Genomic DNA, 19,179 nt, shown 5'->3' with positions numbered 1-19,179 from the left:
CGTGTTTCTGGAGGACTGAAGGAGGACTGAAGAAGGACCGACAACACCCTTTGTGTTTGGTCCTTCTTCAGTCTCTCTTCAGTCCTTCTTCAGTCCCACACGAACTCGTACGTGGAGTCCGGCCGACGTCAGACGGAAAGCAACGCCTCCAATCGCGCGCCGATCGCCGCGGCGCTGGGCAGCACGGCCTCGAGCAGCACGGGGTGGTACGGCATCGGCACGTCCTCCACGCACAGCCGCTCCACCGGCGCATCCAGCCACCAGAACGCGTCCTTCGCGAGCGTCGCGACGATCTCCGCGCCGAAGCCGGCCGTCAGCGTATCCTCGTGCACGACGAGACAGCGCCCCGTCTTCCGCACCGACGCCAGCACGCACGCGCGATCCCACGGCGCCACGGTGCGCAGATCGATAAGCTCCACGCGATCGCCGAGCCGCTCGGCGGCCTCGCGGCAGCGGTGCACCATCGCGCCCCACGTCACGAGCGTGACGTCGCTTCCCTCGCGCAGCACCGCGGCTTTCCCGAACGGCAGGACGTAGTCGTCGCCCGGATAGTGCGCGCTGCCGTCGCTCGTCATGAGCAGGGCGCGGTGCTCGAAGAAGATCGACGGATTCTTCGATCGCATCGCGGCGCGCAGCAGCCCCACTGCGTCGGCGGCGTTCGACGGCATCGCCACCTGCCAGCCCAGCGCATGCGCGAAGCGGACCTCGTCGCTCAGCGAGTGCCACGGGTCGCCGACGTCCTTGCCGAAGCCGCCGGGCATGCGGACGACGATCGGTGCGGCGAAGCGGTTGTTCGTGCGCCAGCGCACGGTGCCGCAGTTGTTGAGCTGCTCGGTCGCCGGGTCGGCGTACTTACGGAACTGTATCTCGGCCACGGGCATGAGCCCCGCGTAGGCCATCCCGACGGCACGGCCGACGATCCCCTCCTCGGACAGCGACGTGTCGAACACGCGCCGCTCGCCGAAGCGCTTCTGCAGCCCCTCGGTCACGAGGTGCACGCCGCCCTTCACGCCGACGTCCTCGCCGAACACGACGACGCGCGGGTTCACCTCGAGCTCGTTCGCGATCGTGCGGCGCACCGCTTCCGCGAACCGCACGGTGGGGCCGTCGCTCGCGGGCGCGTCACTGCTGCCTAACGCGGCGAGCGTCTCCTCGGGGACGCCGCCCGTCGGCGTCTCGTCGCCCGGCGTGACTGGCTCGGCGTAGATGAATCGCTTCACGCGCGCGGGATCGGACACCGGCCGCGCGCGCGCCGCGTCGAGCGCCGTGGCGACGTCGCGCTCCGCCTGCCGCTCGATCGACTCCAGCTCGACGGCGTCGAGCACGTGCTCGGCGAGGAATCGACGGAGCCGCGGCAGCGGATCGCGCGCCTCGTCGGCGGCGATGTCGTCGGGCGATCGATACGCCTTCTGGTTGTCGGGGCCGGAGTGGCTCGACAGGCGCGGCACGGTCAGACGCACGAGCGCCGGTCCGCGTCCCGCGCGCACGTGGTCGACGCAATCCGTGAGCAGCTTCACCGTCTCCAGCGGGTCGCAGCCGTCGCCGTCGCGCACGTGCAGGTTGCCGAACGACGCGAGGTTGCGCGCCACGTTCGCGCCCGGCGTCTGGAAGCGGCTGGGCACCGAGATCCCGAGGCCGTTGTCCTCGACGTAGAACAGCATCGGCAGCGACAGCGTCGTCGCCATGGTGAGCGCCGACCAGAACCCGTTCGTCGCCACCGACGCCTCGCCGCCTAACGACACGCCGATCGCGCCCGCCCACGACGCGTCGCCGAGCACGTCGCGGTGGTAGCCGATCGCCTGCGCCCATCCCGCGACCGGCGTGTACTGCCCACCGACGTCGCCCGACATGGGCAGCACGACCGGCCCGTTCCGGTTCGGCAGGTTGCAGACGACGCCGATGTCGCGTCCGTCGCTGAACCCGCCGGCGCGGCCGAGTGGGCTCGCGAGCGCATCCTCGATCGACAGGCCGACCGAGAGCAGCAGTGGCCGCGAGCGGTAGTACGCTCCCGCGGCGTCGTGGGGGTGGTCGAGCAGCGCGCCGAGGATCGTCTGCGCGACGTCGTGTCCGCGGGCGGAGAACTGGTACAGCACCACGTGCTCGCGCGGCACGCTCGCCTTGTTCCGGTTCGTCGCCTCCTCGACGTCGTCGAGCCTGCGCGACACGAGCGTGTGGTATGCGACGCGGCGCCAGTCGACGCGGCTCAGGAGATCACGCGGCGGGGCCTTCGGTTTCGGCTGCGAGGAGACGGGCATGGGGAGAATCTAAAACGGCGGGACGATCTGACGGCGGGACGAGCCACTGCGGGACGATCGAACGCGGGACGATCCACGGCGGGTCCGTGTTGCGTTGGGCGGGATCCAGTGTGCGCCGGATTGGTGCCGCGGCCGTTCGCGCATGTAGCACCTTGGGCGAAGGGGGGGGAGCCCCCCTGGGACCTAGGTACGCGCCGCTGCTGTTCCCGCCGTCGATCGTCCCGCGGTGAGACGTCCCGCGGTGAAGACGTCCCGCCGCCAGTCGTCCCGCCGTTCATTCATGCCGTATCGCGTCGATCGGCGACAGCCGCGACGCGCGCAGCGCCGGGTACATCCCGAACGCGACGCCCACGACGAGCGGCGCGCCGACGGCGACGAGCATCGTCGACAGCGAGAAGCCCGCGTGCACGGGCATCGTCGCCTGCGTGCGCATGAACGCGGCGACGACCTGCGCCACCGCGTAGCCCAGGGCGGTGCCGAGCACCGCGCCCATCGCGGAGATCGCGACCGACTCGGCGAGGTACTGTACCAGGACGTCGCGGCGGCGCGCGCCCACCGCCTTGCTGATCCCGATCTCGCGCGTGCGCTCCGTCACCGTGGCGAGCAGCACGTTCATGATCCCCACGCCGCCGACGACGAGCGAGATGCCGGTGATGGCGCCCATCAGCAGTCGGAACACGAGCATCCCCTGTCGGATCCCCTCGCTCTCGCGCTCGTAGCTGGAGAGGTCGACCTGGTCGTGCCACCCGCCGCTGGCCGAGGCGCCCGATCCGGTCGGCTTGCCGAACCGCATCGACAGCCACCGCTGCGCCGCCGCGCGGAGCGTCGGGAGGTCCTCGACGCGCGCCGCGGTGAGCACGAGTGTCGGAGCGATCGGCCGGCCGGGCATCGCGACGACGGCACGGAGCGCGGCCCCGGTCGGAGCCACCGCGCTCGGAAGCCCCATCGACGGCCCGCCGGGCAGTCGCGTCGCCGCCGGCTTGCCGCTGCACGCGGTCGGCGCGTCTTCCGGAGGCTGGAGGATGCCGATGATGGTCCACGGCTCGTCGCCGACGGTCACGCTCCGGCCGACGAGCGCGCGGCATTCGGCGGTGGTCGGCTGCACCCGCTTCGGGCGCGCGGCGGCCGCGTCGCGTCGCCCCGTCGTCGTCGCGGGTACCACGTCGGCCGCTGCGGGGCTCTCCTTCAGCGTCTGCGCGAGCGCGGCGGCGAGCGCGTCGGACAGGACGAGCACGCGGGCGCCGGATCGTCCCTCGTCGGCCGCGAAGAACCGCCCGGCGGCCGGCGGGTGCTCGCGGACGTACGGCGGTGGGAAGTTGAGCCCGCGCAGCATCATCCCGCGTCGCTTCCCGGCGTCGCCGACGGTCACGTACGACGGCCCCGTCACCGACAGGTCGACCGTGCCGGCCGTGCCGACCACCGCGCCGAGCGCCTCCGCGTCCGCCGAACCGAAGACGGCGAAGCGCGCACGCGGCATCTGCAGGCCGTCGACGAACTCGGTGGTCTTCGGCTCGATCCGCATCGTGAGCACCCGGCCGTCGGCCGCGAGCTGCTTGCGGATCGACGATTCGACGCCGTCGGAGAGGGCGAGCACGGAGATCATGGCGCCGATGCCGATGACGACGCCGAGCGCGGAGAGGAACGTCCGGAGGGGGTTCGTGCGGAGCGCGGCGAAGCCGGAGCGGAGTGCGGCCGAGGCGGAGAAGAGAGTCATGCGGGCTCTACGGGGGAGATCGCGCGCTTGTTGCGGCCCGGCGGACGGCCCAACATGGCCGCTGCCGCGGAGCGCGCCGCGGCCGTTACGTTATGCCGGGCCGCGGCGCCGGCCGCCAGCCGCGGAACTTCCCTCCCACGCGCGCATGGACTACCAGCACGTTCGCTACGAGGTCGCCGACGGCGTCGCCACGCTGACGCTGAACCGGCCGGAGGTCCTCAACAGCTTCACCCGCCCGATGTCGGCCGAGCTCCAGGACGCTTTGCGCCGCTTGGCCGACGACGCGACGGTGCGCGCCGTCGTGCTCACCGGCGCGGGGCGCGGCTTCTGCGCCGGCCAGGACCTCGCCGAAGCGGTCCCGCCCGACGGCAGCGCGCCGCCGCCGATCGCCGGCATCGTGCGGCAGACGTACAACCCGGTGGTGCGCGCGCTCCGCTCGATGGAGAAGCCGGTGGTCTGCGCGGTGAACGGCGTCGCGGCAGGCGCCGGCGCGAACCTCGCGCTCGCGTGCGACATCGTGCTCGCGGCCGACTCGGCGTCGTTCGTCCAGGCGTTCGCGAAGATCGGCCTCGTGCCCGACACCGGCGGGACGTTCTTCCTCCCGCGCGTCGTCGGGATGGCGCGCGCCTCGGCGCTCATGCTGCTGGGCGACAAGCTCACCGCCACCGACGCGCAGGCGATGGGCATGATCTGGCGCGTCGTGCCGGCGGCGTCCCTCATGGACGAGGCCCGCGCCCTCGCCGCCCGCCTCGCCACGCAGCCGACGCGCGCGTTCGGTCTCATCAAGCGTCTGCTGAACGCGTCGCTCGAGAACGATCTCGACGCGCAGCTCGAGCTGGAAGCGGATCTGCAGGCGGAGGCGGCGGCGACGGCGGACTTCCGCGAGGGCGTCGCGGCGTTCCTCGGCAAGCGCGCGCCCGTGTTCCTGGGGCGGTGATGGACCAGGGGACGGTGGTGGGCGTGCTGGGCGCTGGCGCGATGGGCACCGGCATCGCGCAGGTCGCGCTCGTGCGCGGCCACCGCGTGGTGCTCGCCGACGCGCGCCCCGACGCGGCGGAGCGGGCGAGCGAGACGTTAGGCAGGGCGCTCGCGCGCGAGGTGGAGAAGGGGCGGCTGACCCCCGCGGCGGCGAACGGGGCGCATCGGCGGCTCACCATCGTGCGCGGCACGGAGGATCTCGCGCCGTTCGCCGAGTGCGGGCTCGTGATCGAGGCCGTCGTCGAGGATCTCGGCGTGAAGCGCGAGAGCTTCCGGCGGCTGGAGGACGTGGTGACGGACGAGGCGGTGCTGGCGACGAACACGTCGTCCCTCTCCGTCGCGTCGATCGCCGGCGCGTGCCGCCGGCCGGAGCGCGTCGTCGGCGTGCACTTCTTCAACCCCGCGCCGGTGCTGCCGCTCGTCGAGATCGTCCCCGCGCTCGCCACGTCGCCGGCGATCGCGATCGCCGTTAGGCAGCTCGTCGACGGGTGGGGCAAGACGACGGTGCTCGCGAGCGACACGCCCGGGTTCATCGTGAACCGCGTCGCGCGGCCGTTCTACGGAGAGAGCCTTCGTCTGCTCGACGAAGGCTTGGCCGACGCGGCGACGATCGACTGGGCGATGCGCGCGATCGGTGGGTTTCGCATGGGACCGTTCGAGCTGATGGACTTCATCGGCCTCGACGTGAACTACGCCGTCACGCGCTCGGTCTACGAGGCGACGTTCCACGACCCGCGCTACCGTCCCTCGCTCACCCAGCAGCGCCTCGTCGAGGCCGGACGGCTCGGTCGCAAGACGGGACTCGGCTTCTACGATTACGCCGAGGGCGCGGAGCGGCCCGCGGCCACGGAGGACCGCGCGCTCGGCGAGCGGATCCTGCGGCGCGTGCTGGCGATGCTCGTGAACGAGGCCGCCGACGCCGTGTACTGGCGCGTGGCGAGCGCCGCCGACGTCGAGATCGCGATGACGAAGGGCGTCAACTATCCGCGCGGCCTGCTCGCGTGGGGCGACGAGATCGGCGCCGACGTGATCCTCGAGGAGATGGAGGCACTGCGCGAGACGTATCGCGAGGACCGCTACCGCCCGAGCCTCCATCTGATGCAGGCCGTGCGCGACGAGCGGTCGCTCCTGTCGTGAGCGAGCTCCAGGCGCTGGCCGAGTCGGTCCTGGCGCACATGCTCGCTGGCGACGCGTTCACGCGCGCGCTCGGCATGCAGGTGCTGGAGATCGCGCCGCGACGCGCCGTCGTGCGACTCACCGTGCGCGACGACATGGTGAACGGGTTCGGCATCTGCCACGGCGGCGTCACGTTCGCGCTCGCCGACAGCGCGCTCGCGTTCGCGAGCAACTCGCACGGCAATGTCACGGTGAGCATCGAGAACGCCATCGGCTACGCGTCGTCGGCGAGCGTCGGCGATGTGCTGACCGCGCGCTGCGAGGCGGAGAGCACCGGCCGGCGCGTGAGCTTCTACCGCGTCGCCGTCACGAACCAGCGCGACGAGCCCGTGGCCCATTTCCGCGGGACGGTGTATGACACGGGGAGACGACACACCTGAGAGTCGTTGCGCGGCTGCGTGACGGTACGTCCACGCAGCCACGCAGCGACGCAGCCACGCAGCCTTTGATGCGATCCGCTTTCCTCCTAGACGGCACCCGCACTCCGATCGGCAGCCTCGCCGGCGCGCTCGCCGAGGCGCGTCCCGACGACCTCGCCGCGCACGTCATCCGCGCGCTGCTCGAGCGCCACGCGAGGCTCGATCCGGCGCGCGTCGGCGACGTGATCCTGGGCTGCGCGAACCAGGCGGGCGAGGACAACCGCAACGTCGCGCGCATGGCGGGGCTGCTCGCCGGCTTGCCCGTCACCGTGCCCGGCGAGACGGTGAACCGCCTGTGCGCGTCGGGTATGGCGGCGACGGCGCACGCGGCGCGCGCGGTGATGCTCGGCGACGGCGACGTCTACGTCGCGGGCGGCGTCGAGAGCATGACGCGCGCGCCGTTCGTGATGTCGAAGGCGTCCAAGCCGTTCGGCCGCGACGTCGAGCTGTTCGACACGTCGTTGGGCTGGCGCTTCGTGAACCCGAGGATGCGCGCCGCGTACGGCACCGACGCGATGGGCGAGACGGCGGAGAACGTCGTCGAGCGCATGGGCATCTCGCGCGCGGACCAGGACCTGTTCGCGTGCCGCTCGCAGCAGAAGGCCGCCGCGGCGCGCGCGCGCGGACGCTTCGCGATGGAGATCACGCCGGTCGACGTGCCGGCAGGTCGCAAGGGCACCGTGCGCGTCGAGCACGACGAGTTCATACGCCCCGACACGACGCTCGACGGGCTCGCCAAGCTGCGCCCGGCGTTCCGCGAGGGCGGGAGCGTCACCGCGGGCAACGCCTCGGGGCTGAACGACGGCGCGTGCGCGCTGCTCGTCGCGTCGGAGGACGTCGTAAAGGAGCTCGGCGTCGAGCCGCTCGCGCGCGTGGTCAGCACGGCGGTGGCGGGCGTGGAGCCGCGCGTCATGGGCCTCGGGCCCGTCCCGGCGACGCGCGAGGCGCTTCGCAAAGCGAAGCTGTCGCTCGACGACCTCGGGCTGCTGGAGCTGAACGAGGCGTTCGCCGCGCAGGTCCTCGGCTGCCTCCGGGAGCTCGGGGTGGCCGACGACGACGCGCGCGTGAATCCGAACGGCGGCGCCATCGCGCTCGGCCATCCGTTAGGCATGTCCGGCGCGCGCCTGCTGCTCACGGCGGCCCACGAGCTGCGCGAGCGCGGCGAGCGCTACGCGCTGTGCACCATGTGCGTCGGCGTGGGGCAGGGGATGGCGACCGTCATCGAAAGACCATGAAGTCCTCTTCACGCTCGACGCTTCACGCTCCACGCTCCCTATCCCGCCGCGACGTGGCGAGCGAGGAGCGTGGAGCGTGGAGCGTGGACGAGCATCCATGATCTACGAGTTCGAGGGGATGATCCCCGTCGTGCACGAGAGCGCGTTCGTGCACCCGCAGGCCGCGGTCACCGGCAACGTGACCATCGGCCGCGACGTGTACGTCGGTCCCGGCGCCGCCATCCGCGGGGACTGGGGCGGCATCGTGATCGAGGACGGCTGCAACGTACAGGAGAGCTGCACCATCCACGTCTTCCCCGGCGCCCTGGTCGTGCTCGAGGAGGCGGCGCACGTCGGCCACGGTGCGGTGATCCACGGCGCGCGGCTCGGCCGCAACGTGTTGATCGGCATGAACGCGGTCGTCATGGACCGCGCGCACGTCGGCGCGGGATCGATCGTCGGCGCGCTCACGTTCGTGCCGGCCGACATGATGATCCCCGAGCGCAAGGTCGTCGTCGGCAACCCGGCGCGCGTGGTGAAGGACGTGAGCGACGAGATGCTCGCGTGGAAGACCGAGGGCACGCGCCTGTACCAGGGGCTGCCCGCGCGACTCCACGCCGAGCTCCGAGCACGCGAGCCGCTGCGCGAGACGACGCTGGAGCAGGAGGCGCTGCGCGCGTCGCAGCGGGCGATCTACCGCACGTGGAACGAGACGCGAAAAGAATAGAGGTGGGTGGCAACTGCTTCAGGGGATCCGACGGCGATCGCTCGGATCTTCGGATCGCCGTCGGATCCCCATGAGTACTCGCCTTCCGCCTCCACCGTCTGCCCCCGAATAGAAGGGTCAATCGATGCGCCTCCAGAACTACGCCCTCGGCCAGTGGGTCGAGGGCACCGGCAAGTTCACGGAACTGTTCCACGCCGTCACCGGCGAGAAGGTGGCCGAGGCGTCGAGCGCGGGGCTCGACTTCCGGGGCATGGCCGAGTACGCGCGCACCGTGGGCGGGCCCGCGCTGCGGCGGCTCACGTTCCATCAGCGCGCGCGCATGCTGAAGGCGCTCGCCGTGTACCTCACCGAGCGGAAGACCGAGTTCTACAAGGTCTCCGAGGCCACCGGCGCGACGAAAGGCGACCACTGGATCGACATCGACGGCGGCATCGGGACGCTGTTCGCGTACGCGAGCCGCGGCCGGCGCGAGTTCCCCGACGAGACGTTCTACGTCGACGGGCCGACGGAGGCGCTGTCGAAGGGCGGCACGTTCGTCGGCCGACACGTGTGCGTGCCGCTCGAGGGCGTCGCGGTGCACATCAACGCGTTCAACTTCCCCGTGTGGGGGATGCTCGAGAAGCTCGCCGTGTCGCTGCTCGCCGGCGTGCCGTGCATCGTGAAGCCGGCGACGGTGACGAGCTTCCTGACCGAGTCCGTGTTCCGCGCCATGATCGCGAGCGGCATCCTGCCTAATGGGAGCGTGCAGCTCATCTGCGGCTCGGCCGGCGATCTGCTCGACCACCTCGGCATGCAGGACGCCGTCGCGTTCACCGGCAGCGCGTCCACCGGCCGGATGCTGCGGCAGACGGAGTCTATCGTTGAGCACAACGTCCGCTTCAACCAGGAAGCGGACTCGCTGAACTACTCCATGCTCGGCCCCGACGCGCGCCCGGGCTCCGACGAGTTCGACCTGTTCGTGAAGGAGGTCGCGCGCGAGATGACCGTGAAGGCGGGGCAGAAATGCACCGCCATCCGCCGCACGATCGTCCCCGCGCCGATGGTCGACGACGTCATCCAGGCGCTGCGCGCGCGGCTCGGCGGCGTGAAGGTCGGCGACCCGCGTGTGGAAGGGGTGCGCATGGGACCCCTGGCCGGACGCGGGCAGGTCGGCGAGGTCGATCGGAGCCTGCGCGCGCTGTTGGGCGCGACGGAGCTCGTGTACGGCGGCCCCGGCTCGCTCGACGTCGTCGGCGCGGACGCGGAGCGCGGCGCGTTCTTCCCCATCACGCTGCTCTACGACGACGATCCGTTCGAGAAGCGCGCGCCGCACGACGTGGAGGCGTTCGGGCCGGTGAACACGGTGATGCCGTACGACACGGTCGACGAGGCGATCGAGCTCGCGAAGCTCGGCAAGGGCTCGCTCGTCGGCTCGCTGTTCACCGCGGACGATCGCGTCGCGCGCGACGTCGCGCTGGGCACGGCGGCGTACCACGGGCGCCTCATGCTCGTGAACCGTCACAGCGCGAAGGAATCGACCGGCCACGGCTCGCCGCTGCCGCACCTCGTGCACGGCGGCCCGGGGCGCGCCGGCGGCGGCGAGGAGATGGGCGGTGTGCGCGGCGTGCTGCACTACATGCAGCGCACCGCGATCCAGGGCTCGCCCTCGACGCTCGCCGCCGTCACGCGCGAGTGGACGAAGGGCGCCGCGGAGCTGTCCGACCGCGTGCACCCGTTCCGGAAGCACTTCGAGGAGCTGGCGGTGGGCGAGACGTGGCACACCCACCGCCGCACCGTCACCGAGGCCGACGTCACGAACTTCGCGGGCATCTCGGGCGACTTCTTCTACGCGCACGTCGACGACATCGCGGCGCGCACCTCGATCTTCGAGCGGCGCGTGGCGCACGGCTACTTCGTGCTCTCCGCGGCGGCGGGGCTGTTCGTCGATCCCGCGCCCGGTCCCGTGCTCGCGAACTACGGGCTCGAGGGGCTCCGCTTCGTGAAGCCGGTGTACATCGGCGACACGATCCAGGTGCGTCTCACGTGCAAGTCGAAGACGGCGAAGGACGACCGCGAGGGGCAGGTCCCGCAGGGCGTCGTCGCGTGGGACGTCGAGGTCACGAACCAGGACGCCGAGCCGGTCGCGGTCTACACCGTGCTCACGCTCGTCCGGCGTCTGTACACGCTCGACGGCAAGCCGTACGACCGGCCGGCGGCGGTCGCGACGCCGGAGGTGTTCGTCACCGAGCAACCCGGTACCGCGCCCGCCCGCATGACCTGAGCGGAGAGGAGGCGGCGACTACACGGCGTTCACGGCGGAGCCGAGCGACGGCGTCGCGGCACCGAACGAGATGAAGGCCTCACCCTCGCGGATCTCCGGTGCGGCGAGGCTCACGCCCGGCAGGTTGTCCCGCACCCACTGACCGGCGCGCCGCGTCGACTCCTCCGTCCCCGCGCGATCCTCGCAGACGGTGATCGACGTCAGCCGATCGCCGTCGCGCACCGCGTAGTAGGCGACGAAGCCCCGCACACCGCCGATGATCTGCTGCACCTCGCCGCGCCGGCTCTCCATCGCCTCGATGAGCGGCGTCGCTCCCGACCACTGCCGGATGACCGCGTGCATGACGACACCTCCGGGTGTTGTTAGGCCTGTCTCGCCCGCCGGTGCTCCCGCCTAACGCTTCGCCGCCCCGCGCAGCCGCTCCAGGTGCGCGCGAAACGTCGGCAGCGCCGGGTCCTGCTGCGCCTCGCCGACCGCCACCGCCTTCTCCTGCGACCGGATCGCTCCCGCGAGATCTCCCTGCGCCTCGAGGCCGTCGGCCAGGCTGTCCCACCCGTTTGCGTAGTCCGGCGACCGCTCCACGTTGTGGCGGAACAGCTTCAGCGCGATGTCGAGGTGCTTCTGCTGCAGGTGGTAGTACGCCATCTGGTTGATGTCGTCGGGCGACACGGCGGTCGGGATGCCGAACCGCTTGGTGAGCGCCGCGTGGTACGCCTCGAGCGGCGCGACGTCGCCCTTGACCACCGCCGCCATCGTCACGCTGTCCGGCGGCTCCCATCCGGCGAAGATCCGCTCGAGCGCGTCGTACTCCGTGCGCAGCGGATTGCTGTTGTGCGTCTCCGTCGGCATCACGCGATACCACGACCGGAACCCGGCCGGGTGCCGTGCGTCGAGCGTCGCGGCGAGCTCGCGCGCGGGGTCGATCATCGAGCTCCCCTCGCGCTCGCCCGTCGTCATGTACAGTGCGCGGCCGTCGAGCGCCGCGGCCGCGATCGCGGTCTCGGCGCGCTTCACGTACTTGCCGTCGTCCCACCACAGCGACGGGCTGATCGCGACGTACGCGTCGAACGCGCGCGGCGTGCTCGCCAGCGCGTCGACGGCGAACAGCCCGCCGAACGAGTGGCCGACGAGGATGCGGTACGGCGCGGTCCGATAGCGCGACTGGACCCACGGCGCCAGCTCGTCCGTGATGAACGCGCGCAGCTTCGCCGCGCCTCCGGCGGTCGGGAAGCTCTGCGTCACCGTGTCCCGGTCGCTCACCGCGAGCTTCGTGACGCCGGCGGCGGCGGGCGGCGTGAGATCGTGCGTCCGGTCCTTCGTGTTCGGGATCGCGACGACGATCATCTCCGGCGCGCGACTGTTCCGCGCCAGGAAGTCCGCCATCGCGCTCACGGCGGCGAAGTGCGCGTCCCCGTCGAGCAGATAGACCACCGGGTAGACCGCCTTCGGCCGCGCGGTGTACGAAGGGGGCAGGTGGATCATCAGCGGCCGCTCCTCGCCGAGGATCGTCGAGCGGATCGCCGTCTGCACGCCGATCGTGATCGGCTTCGCGGACGTGTCGGCGGGCGACTGAGCCATGGCCGGGAGCGCAGCGACGAGCGCGAGCAGGACGAGACGGCGCATGGGACCGGGGGCTGGAGGTGAGGGCCGTGCGCCAAGATCGATGCCGGCCGGCGGGGTCGCAACCACGCGCGCGCGCTTGCCGTCACTCGGCGCGGTGCCGAGTTTTCGGGGGACGCCCAGGGAGGGACCGACCATGGCCGGGAAAGACGAGAAGCCGGGCAACCGGCGCTGCGATCCAGGGTGGACGCGCGGCCGCTGAGCATCGCGCCGCGTTCCCCACACTTGCCGATCCCGGAGGATCCCATGGCTACCACTCTCGAGACCACCTCGCGCCCCGTCGCCGCCGAGGCGCACGACACCTTTCCGATCAACGGCACGGACTACGTCGAGTTCTTCGTCGGCAACGCGAAGCAGGCGAGTCACTTCTATCGCGCCGCGTTCGGCTTCCAGCTCGTCGCCTATCGCGGCCCGGAGACCGGGGTGCGCGACCGCGCGAGCTACCTGATGCAGCAGGGGAAGATCCGCCTCGTGCTGACGACCGCGCTCTCCCCCGACTCGCCGATCGCGGAGCACGTGCACCGTCACGGCGACGGCGTGCGCGACTACGCGCTGTGGGTGGAGGACGCGCGTGCCGCCTACGCGGCCGCCGTCGAGCGCGGCGCGATTGCGGTGCACGAGCCGCGCGTCGAGCGCGACGCCGACGGCGAGGTCGTGATCGCCGCGATCGGCACGTACGGCGACACGATCCACTCGCTCGTCGAGCGGCGGAACTACCGCGGCCCGTTCCTGCCCGGCTTCCGCGCGGTCACGCCGCGCTTCCAGCCTGTCGACGTCGGGCTGCAGTACGTCGACCACTGCGTCGGCAACGTGGAGCTCGGGCAGATGAACCGGTGGGTGCAGTACTACGCCGACGTCATGGGCTTCCGGAACCTCATCACGTTCGACGACGAGGACATCAGCACCGAGTACTCGTCGCTCATGTCGAAGGTGATGGCGAACGGCAACGACCGCATCAAGTTCCCGATCAACGAGCCGGCGAGCGGCAAGAAGAAGTCGCAGATCGAGGAGTACCTCGACTTCTACCACGGCCCGGGCGCGCAGCACCTCGCGCTCGCGACGGACGACATCATCGCCACCGTCGCCGCGCTCCGCGACCGCGGCGTCGAGTTCCTCGCCGCGCCGACGACGTACTACCGCGAGCTGCAGGAGCGCGTCGGCCGGATCGACGAGCCGCTCGACGTGCTCGAGGAGCTCGGCATCCTCGTCGACCGCGACCCTGACGGCTACCTGCTGCAGATCTTCACGAAGCCGGTCGAGGATCGGCCGACGCTCTTCTACGAGATCATCCAGCGCAAGGGCGCCAAGAGCTTCGGCAAGGGCAACTTCAAGGCGCTGTTCGAGGCCATCGAGCGCGAGCAGGAACTGCGCGGCAACCTCTGAGGCCGCCTCATGCCCATCTACCACACGTTAGGCCGCGTGCCGCAGAAGCGGCACACCGCCATGCGCAAGCCCGACGGCGGTGTCTACTCGGAGCAGCTCATGGGGCACGAGGGCTTCACCGGCACCTCGTCGCTGCTCTATCACGTGCACCCGCCGACCACGGTGCGCAGCGTGCGACGGGTGCGCGAGCTCGCGTGGGAGGCCGACGACGACGCGACGCTGAAGCACCGCCACTTCCGCACGTCGCAGGTGAAGCCCGGCGGCTCGCCCACGCTCGACCGCACGCTGCTGCTGTTCAACGCCGACATCGCGATGCTGTACGTCGAGCCCGACGAGCAGGACGCGCACTTCTACCGGAACGCGCAGGCCGACGAGGTCGTGTACGTCGCGAAGGGGCGCGGCGTGCTCGAGACACAGTTCGGCGACCTGCCGTACGGCGAGGGCGACTACGTCATGATCCACCGCGGCATCATGCACCGGTGGAAGCTCGACCTCACGACGCCGCAGAAGTTCTGCGTGTTCGAGAGCCGCGGCCACGTGCGGTGGCCGAAGCGCTACCGCAACGAGTTCGGCCAGCTGCTCGAGGGCGCGCCGTACTCGGAGCGCGACATCCGCCGGCCCACCGAGCTGAAGACGCACGACGAGATGGGCGACTTCCCCATCCTCGTGAAGCAGTACGACGGGTTGAACGAGTTCGTGCTCGACCACCACCCGTTCGACGTGGTGGGATGGGACGGCTACTTCTACCCGTGGATCTTCAACATCCGCGACTTCGAGCCGATCGTCGGCCGCGTGCACCAGCCGCCGCCGGTGCACCAGACCTTCCAGGGCGACGGCTTCGTGATCTGCTCGTTCTGCCCGCGCCCGTACGACTTCGACCCGAACGCCATCCCCGCGCCGTACAATCACAGCAACGTGGACTCCGACGAGGTGCTGTTCTACGCGTCGGACGAGTTCATGAGCCGCAAGGGGATCGAGTTCGGCTCCGTGACGCACCACCCCGACGGCATCCCGCACGGCCCGCACCCGGGACGGTACGAGGCGTCGATCGGCCAGACGCACACGAACGAGCTCGCGGTGATGATGGACTCGTTCCGTCCGCTGAAGGTCGCGAAGGCCGCGACGAAGATCGAGGACCCGTCGTACCACCGCTCCTGGATCGAGGCGCAGCACGAGCGCGTCGCCGCGAAGGGGCCCGCGCTGCCACTCACCGACTAACCCAGCGCAGAGCGCAGAGCGCAGAGCGCAGAGAACGCCTGCCACTCTGCGCTCTACGCTCTACGCTCTACGCTCAGACATGCCGAGACCGAGTCACCGCTTTCAGTCGCTCCCACCATATCCGCTCGCCCACGTCCCACTGAAGAAGCGCGAGCTGCTCGCGCGCGGCGTCGACGTCATCGACCTCGGCGCCGGCGACGCGGATCTCCCGGCGCCGCCGGCCGCGGTCGAGGCGCTGAAGCAGGCCGTCGACATCCCGGCGATGCACCGCTATGGCTTCGGGCTCGGGTACTTCCCGTTTCGCGAGGCGATCGCGGCGTGGATGCAGCGGCGCTTCGGCCTCGCGTTCGACCCGACCTCGGAGATCATCCCGCTGTTGGGGTCCAAGGAAGGCATCGCGCACTTCGCGATGGCGTTCCTCGAGAAGGGCGACGTCGCGATCGTGCCGGAGCCGGGATACCTCGTCTACACCGGCGGCACGCTGCTCGGCGAGGCCACCCCGTACGCGTACGCGTTACGGCCGCGCACGAACTTCCTCATCGACCTCGACGAGATCCCGAACGACGTGCTGCGGCGCACGAAGCTGCTGTACCTGAACTACCCGAACAATCCGACCGCCGCGATCGCGCCGCGCGACTATCTCGCCGACGTCGTCCGGCGCTGCCGCGAGCGCGACATCCTGCTCGTCTACGACAACGCGTACTCGGAGATCGCGTTCGACGGGTACGTGCCGCCGAGCATCTTCGAGATCGACGGCGCGCGTGAGGTGGCCATCGAGTTCCACTCGCTGTCGAAGACGTACAACATGACCGGCTGGCGGCAGGGGTGGGCGGTCGGCAACGCGTCGCTCGTCGGCGCGCTCGCGAAGGTGAAGACGTTCGTCGACACCGGCTCGTTCATGGCCGTGCAGGCCGCCGGCGTCGCCGCGCTCGAGAGCTGGGCCGAGTTCACGCCGAAGAACGTCGCCGTGTTCCAGCAGCGACGCGACGCCGCGGTCGCGTCGTTCCGGGAGGCCGGCTTCGCGTGCGACGTGCCGAAGGGCTCCATGTATCTGTGGATCGCGCTCCCCGAGGGGATTCCGAGCCACGACTTCGCGAACCGTCTGCTCGAGGACGAAGGGGTCATCGTCCTTCCGGGCGCGAGCTTCGGCGCCGGCGGCGAGGGCTTCTTCCGCGTGTCGTTCATCGTCCCGCCCGATCGCATGGCCGAAGCGGCGCACCGCGCCGGACGCGTGCTCGCCAGCATGCTCGTGACGACCGACGCGTGACGCGCGAGGAGGTGGTGGTGATCGGGGCCGGCGCCGCGGGACTCGCCGCGGCGCGCGCGGTCTCCGACGCCGGCCGGCGCGTCGTGGTGCTCGAGGCGCGCGATCGGTTAGGCGGTCGGATCTGGACGCAGCACCTCCCGGGCTTCGCGCCGCCGATCGAGCTGGGCGCGGAGTTCGTGCACGGCACGTCGGACGCGGTGTGGCGCCTCGTCGACGCCGCGCAGCTCCGCGTCTGCGACGCGATCGAGGAGCATCTCGCGCTGCACGACGGGCGGCTCGGCGAGCGCGACCTGTTCAGCGGCGAGATCGGCGAGGTGCTCGCCGCGCTCGACGACTGGCGCGAGCAGCCGGCCCGCCCCGACGAGTCGTTCGAGCAGCTGCTGCGCGATCGGTTCTCCGCCGAGCGGTTCGCCGAGGCGCGCACGCTGGCGCGCAACTACGTCGAGGGCTTCCACGCCGCCGTGAGCGAGCGCGTGAGCGTGCGCGCGCTCGGCGTCGCCGAGGACGACGCATCCGGGAACGAGCAGGCGTTCCGCATCGTCGACGGGTGGGGCGCCGTGGTCGACTGGCTCGCGCGCGGCGCCGGCGCCCCGCTCGACGTGCGGCTCCGGACCGTCGTGCACCGCGTGGAGTGGAGCGACGCCGGCGTCCGCGTCACGGCGCGCGGTCCCCGGGCGGAGGAGTCGTTCGACGCGCGCGCCTGCATCGTCACGCTGCCGTTAGGCGTGCTCGCGGCGAGCGTGCTCGGGGCGGTCGATGACGGCGCGGTGGTGTTCGAGCCGCCGCTGGACGCGAGGCGCGACGCGATCGCGGGTATGCAGCCGGGCGATGTCGCGCGCTTCGTGCTCCGCTTCCGCAGCCGCTTCTGGGAGCGCGGCCTTCCGTCGATGCCCGAAGGGCGCGATCCGAGCGAGCTCGCGTTCATGCACGCGCCCGATCAGCCGGTGCCCGTGTGGTGGACGCAGCGCGCGCTGCGTGCGCCGGTGCTCGTCGGCTGGTGCGGCGGGCCCGCCGCAGCGGCGCTGCTCGCGCGTCCCGAGGCGGACCGCACCGAGGCGGCGCTCGCGTCGCTTGGCCACCTGTTCGGCACCGGGCCGTCGCTGCTCCGTGAGCAGCTCGTGTCGGTGCATCACCACGACTGGACGCACGACCCCTACAGCCGCGGCGCGTACTCGTTCGTGCGTGTCGGCGCCGTGCACGCCCCCGCGACGATCGCGGCGCCGCTGGCCGGTACGCTGTTCTTCGCCGGCGAGCACACCCAGGCCGACGGCGGCTGGGCCTCGGTGCACGGCGCGCTGGCGAGCGGGACCCGCGCCGCGCGGGAGGCGCTCGACGCGCTCGGCTGACCCGTGCGGCGGGGCAGGGCATTATCTTCGGCGGCATGTCGTCGACGTCCCCATTCCGAGCGAAGCGAGGAATCTGCTTCACTCTCGCGGTCGCGCTGCTCGCGGCCTGCCGCCCCGCCGCTCGTCCGGCGCCGCCCCCGACACCGGCGTCCACCGCGCCGCCGCCCGTCGCGCGCGAGTTCCGCGGCGTGTGGGTCGCCACCGTCGGCAACATCGACTGGCCGTCGCGCGCGGGCCTCTCGACGGCGGATCAGCAGTCGGAGCTGCTCGCCATCCTCGACAGGGCGAAGGCCGTGCGCCTCAACGCCGTCGTGCTGCAGGTGCGCCCCGCCACCGACGCGCTCTACGCGTCGCCGCTCGAGCCGTGGTCGGAGTACCTCACGGGGGAGATGGGACGCGCGCCCGATCCGTTCTGGGATCCGCTCGCGTTCGCGGTCACCGAGGCGCACAGGCGCGGGCTCGAGCTGCATGCGTGGTTCAACCCGTACCGCGCGCGGCAGACCGGCGCGAAGGGGCCGCCGGCGGCGAACCACGTCAGTCGCGTGAAGCCGGAGATCGTGCGGCAGTACGCGAAGATGCAGTGGATGGATCCCGGCGAGCCGGAGACGATGCAGTGGTCGCTGCGCGTCATCCGCGACGTCGTGCATCGCTACGACGTCGACGGCGTACATATCGACGACTACTTCTACCCGTATCCCGAGAACGACGCCGCGGGGAAGCGGATGGAGTTCCCCGACAGCGCGAGCTACGCGGCGTACCGCGCGCGCGGCGGCACGCTCGCGCGCGACGACTGGCGGCGCGACAACGTCGACCGGTTCGTGCACGAGATGTACGAGACGGTGAAGCGCGAGAAGCCGTGGGTGAAGGTCGGCATCAGCCCGTTCGGCATCTGGCGTCCCGGCAACCCCGCGGGCGTCTGCTGCTTCGACGCGTACACGCAGCTCTACGCGGATTCCAGGAAGTGGCTGCAGGCCGGCTGGGCCGACTACTTCACGCCGCAGCTGTACTGGAAGATCGCCGCCCCGCAGCAGAGCTATCCCGCGCTGCTCGCGTGGTGGGTGCAGGCCGACACGCTCGGCCGGCACCTGTGGCCCGGCAACTACCTGTCGCGCGTCGGCGACGGGCCTAACGGTTGGTCCGCGGCGGAGATCGACTCGCAGATCCGCCTCACGCGCGCGCAGCGCGGCGCGGGGGGCAACGTGTGGTTCAGCATGAAGGCGCTCATGAGCAACCAGGGGGGCGTGACGGACACGCTGTCCAACGGCGCGTATGCGGAGCCGGCGCTCGTGCCGGCGTCGCCGTGGCTCCCCGGACGCACGCCGGCCGTTCCGCGCGTCGTGCTGCGGCGTGCCGGGTCCGCGGTCGCGCTCGACGTGGCGCCGGGCGACCGCGAGCCGGTGCGGCTCTGGCTCGTGCGGGCGCGCTACGGCGCCGCGTGGACCACGGACATCGTGTCCGGCGACGAGCGCCGCATCGCGGTCCGTCCGCCCGCCACGCGCGGCGCGCCCGACGAGGTGCGCGTCAGCGCCGTCGACCGCGCCGGGCGCGAGAGCCCGGCGTCGGCGGTGACGCTCGCCTCCACCGTGAGCGCGGTGCGTTGAG

The 19,179-nt window shown here is 71.5% G+C and carries 15 protein-coding genes; 11 read left to right on the top strand and 4 right to left on the bottom strand.

Annotated elements, in window-relative coordinates; genetic code table 11:
- Positions 1 to 128 precede the first annotated feature (128 nt).
- Together J421_RS18745 and J421_RS18740 are read right to left on the bottom strand one after the other, a co-directional pair.
- Complete coding sequence (locus tag J421_RS18745; RefSeq protein WP_025412701.1) at positions 129 to 2,255, bottom strand: alpha-ketoacid dehydrogenase subunit alpha/beta; 2,127 nt, start codon at positions 2,253 to 2,255, stop codon at positions 129 to 131.
- Between the two features lie 274 nt (positions 2,256 to 2,529).
- Positions 2,530 to 3,969, bottom strand: a complete 1,440-nt coding sequence (locus tag J421_RS18740; RefSeq protein WP_025412700.1) for an ABC transporter permease — start codon at positions 3,967 to 3,969, stop codon at positions 2,530 to 2,532.
- Positions 3,970 to 4,114: 145 nt separating this feature from the next.
- Between J421_RS18740 and paaG the strand changes: the two genes are divergently transcribed.
- From paaG to paaZ, 6 genes are all read left to right on the top strand, one after another.
- A complete protein-coding gene (gene paaG, locus J421_RS18735) occupies positions 4,115 to 4,906 on the top strand; it encodes a 2-(1,2-epoxy-1,2-dihydrophenyl)acetyl-CoA isomerase PaaG (protein ID WP_025412699.1) in 792 nt (263 codons plus the stop codon).
- Positions 4,906 to 6,084 (top strand): 3-hydroxyacyl-CoA dehydrogenase NAD-binding domain-containing protein, encoded by a 1,179-nt coding sequence (locus tag J421_RS18730; RefSeq protein WP_025412698.1) that lies wholly within the window; start codon positions 4,906 to 4,908, stop codon positions 6,082 to 6,084. The genes paaG and J421_RS18730 overlap by 1 nt, the downstream gene beginning before the upstream one ends.
- Complete coding sequence (paaI, locus tag J421_RS18725; protein ID WP_025412697.1) at positions 6,081 to 6,503, top strand: hydroxyphenylacetyl-CoA thioesterase PaaI; 423 nt, start codon at positions 6,081 to 6,083, stop codon at positions 6,501 to 6,503. Before J421_RS18730 ends, paaI begins: the two co-directional genes overlap by 4 nt.
- 68 nt (positions 6,504 to 6,571) lie before the next feature.
- The gene (pcaF, locus tag J421_RS18720; protein ID WP_025412696.1) at positions 6,572 to 7,777 is read left to right on the top strand and encodes a 3-oxoadipyl-CoA thiolase; all 1,206 of its coding nucleotides are present in this window, start codon (positions 6,572 to 6,574) and stop codon (positions 7,775 to 7,777) included.
- A 97-nt stretch (positions 7,778 to 7,874) separates the two neighbouring features.
- Entirely contained in the window at positions 7,875 to 8,483 is a 609-nt protein-coding gene (locus tag J421_RS18715) for an acyltransferase (RefSeq protein ID WP_025412695.1), read from the top strand.
- A 124-nt stretch (positions 8,484 to 8,607) separates the two neighbouring features.
- Positions 8,608 to 10,743 carry a phenylacetic acid degradation bifunctional protein PaaZ gene (gene paaZ, locus J421_RS18710; protein ID WP_025412694.1) on the top strand — a complete coding sequence of 712 codons (2,136 nt, stop codon included), beginning with the start codon at positions 8,608 to 8,610 and terminating at the stop codon, positions 10,741 to 10,743.
- Between the two features lie 18 nt (positions 10,744 to 10,761).
- On the opposite strand, the gene J421_RS18705 is transcribed toward paaZ, so the two are convergent.
- Positions 10,762 to 11,085 carry a hypothetical protein gene (locus tag J421_RS18705; protein ID WP_025412693.1) on the bottom strand — a complete coding sequence of 108 codons (324 nt, stop codon included), beginning with the start codon at positions 11,083 to 11,085 and terminating at the stop codon, positions 10,762 to 10,764.
- A 51-nt stretch (positions 11,086 to 11,136) separates the two neighbouring features.
- Positions 11,137 to 12,366: an alpha/beta hydrolase-fold protein gene (locus J421_RS18700; protein ID WP_025412692.1), complete on the bottom strand. Its 1,230-nt coding sequence runs from the start codon at positions 12,364 to 12,366 to the stop codon at positions 11,137 to 11,139.
- Between the two features lie 243 nt (positions 12,367 to 12,609).
- Here J421_RS18700 and hppD point away from each other — a divergent pair, with 243 nt between their 5' ends.
- The 5 genes from hppD to J421_RS18675 all read left to right on the top strand — a co-directional run bounded on the left by hppD (position 12,610) and on the right by J421_RS18675 (position 19,178).
- Entirely contained in the window at positions 12,610 to 13,746 is a 1,137-nt protein-coding gene (gene hppD, locus J421_RS18695; RefSeq protein WP_025412691.1) for a 4-hydroxyphenylpyruvate dioxygenase, read from the top strand.
- A gap of 9 nt (positions 13,747 to 13,755) precedes the next feature.
- Positions 13,756 to 14,964, top strand: a complete 1,209-nt coding sequence (locus J421_RS18690; protein ID WP_025412690.1) for a homogentisate 1,2-dioxygenase — start codon at positions 13,756 to 13,758, stop codon at positions 14,962 to 14,964.
- A 79-nt stretch (positions 14,965 to 15,043) separates the two neighbouring features.
- Positions 15,044 to 16,231: an aminotransferase class I/II-fold pyridoxal phosphate-dependent enzyme gene (locus J421_RS18685; RefSeq protein ID WP_025412689.1), complete on the top strand. Its 1,188-nt coding sequence runs from the start codon at positions 15,044 to 15,046 to the stop codon at positions 16,229 to 16,231.
- Positions 16,228 to 17,577, top strand: a complete 1,350-nt coding sequence (locus tag J421_RS18680) for a flavin monoamine oxidase family protein (RefSeq protein WP_025412688.1) — start codon at positions 16,228 to 16,230, stop codon at positions 17,575 to 17,577. Before J421_RS18685 ends, J421_RS18680 begins: the two co-directional genes overlap by 4 nt.
- 35 nt (positions 17,578 to 17,612) lie before the next feature.
- Complete coding sequence (locus tag J421_RS18675) at positions 17,613 to 19,178, top strand: glycoside hydrolase family 10-like protein (RefSeq protein WP_025412687.1); 1,566 nt, start codon at positions 17,613 to 17,615, stop codon at positions 19,176 to 19,178.
- Position 19,179 lies beyond the last annotated feature (1 nt).

The sequence above is a fragment of the Gemmatirosa kalamazoonensis genome, assembly GCF_000522985.1.
GTDB lineage: Bacteria > Gemmatimonadota > Gemmatimonadetes > Gemmatimonadales > Gemmatimonadaceae > Gemmatirosa > Gemmatirosa kalamazoonensis.
Note: the sequence above shows the minus strand (reverse complement) of the source record. Positions and strands in the feature narration are given on the sequence as shown.

What these genes read in the sequence shown, in the direction of transcription:
- J421_RS18745 (WP_025412701.1), bottom strand. Translation starts at nt 2,255, where the DNA reads ATGCCCGTCTCCTCGCAGCCGAAACCGAAGGCCCCGCCGCGTGATCTC.
- J421_RS18740 (WP_025412700.1), bottom strand. Translation starts at nt 3,969, where the DNA reads ATGACTCTCTTCTCCGCCTCGGCCGCACTCCGCTCCGGCTTCGCCGCG.
- paaG (WP_025412699.1), top strand. Translation starts at nt 4,115, where the DNA reads ATGGACTACCAGCACGTTCGCTACGAGGTCGCCGACGGCGTCGCCACG.
- J421_RS18730 (WP_025412698.1), top strand. Translation starts at nt 4,906, where the DNA reads ATGGACCAGGGGACGGTGGTGGGCGTGCTGGGCGCTGGCGCGATGGGC.
- pcaF (WP_025412696.1), top strand. Translation starts at nt 6,572, where the DNA reads ATGCGATCCGCTTTCCTCCTAGACGGCACCCGCACTCCGATCGGCAGC.
- J421_RS18715 (WP_025412695.1), top strand. Translation starts at nt 7,875, where the DNA reads ATGATCTACGAGTTCGAGGGGATGATCCCCGTCGTGCACGAGAGCGCG.
- paaZ (WP_025412694.1), top strand. Translation starts at nt 8,608, where the DNA reads ATGCGCCTCCAGAACTACGCCCTCGGCCAGTGGGTCGAGGGCACCGGC.
- J421_RS18705 (WP_025412693.1), bottom strand. Translation starts at nt 11,085, where the DNA reads ATGCACGCGGTCATCCGGCAGTGGTCGGGAGCGACGCCGCTCATCGAG.
- J421_RS18700 (WP_025412692.1), bottom strand. Translation starts at nt 12,366, where the DNA reads ATGCGCCGTCTCGTCCTGCTCGCGCTCGTCGCTGCGCTCCCGGCCATG.
- hppD (WP_025412691.1), top strand. Translation starts at nt 12,610, where the DNA reads ATGGCTACCACTCTCGAGACCACCTCGCGCCCCGTCGCCGCCGAGGCG.
- J421_RS18690 (WP_025412690.1), top strand. Translation starts at nt 13,756, where the DNA reads ATGCCCATCTACCACACGTTAGGCCGCGTGCCGCAGAAGCGGCACACC.
- J421_RS18685 (WP_025412689.1), top strand. Translation starts at nt 15,044, where the DNA reads ATGCCGAGACCGAGTCACCGCTTTCAGTCGCTCCCACCATATCCGCTC.
- J421_RS18675 (WP_025412687.1), top strand. Translation starts at nt 17,613, where the DNA reads ATGTCGTCGACGTCCCCATTCCGAGCGAAGCGAGGAATCTGCTTCACT.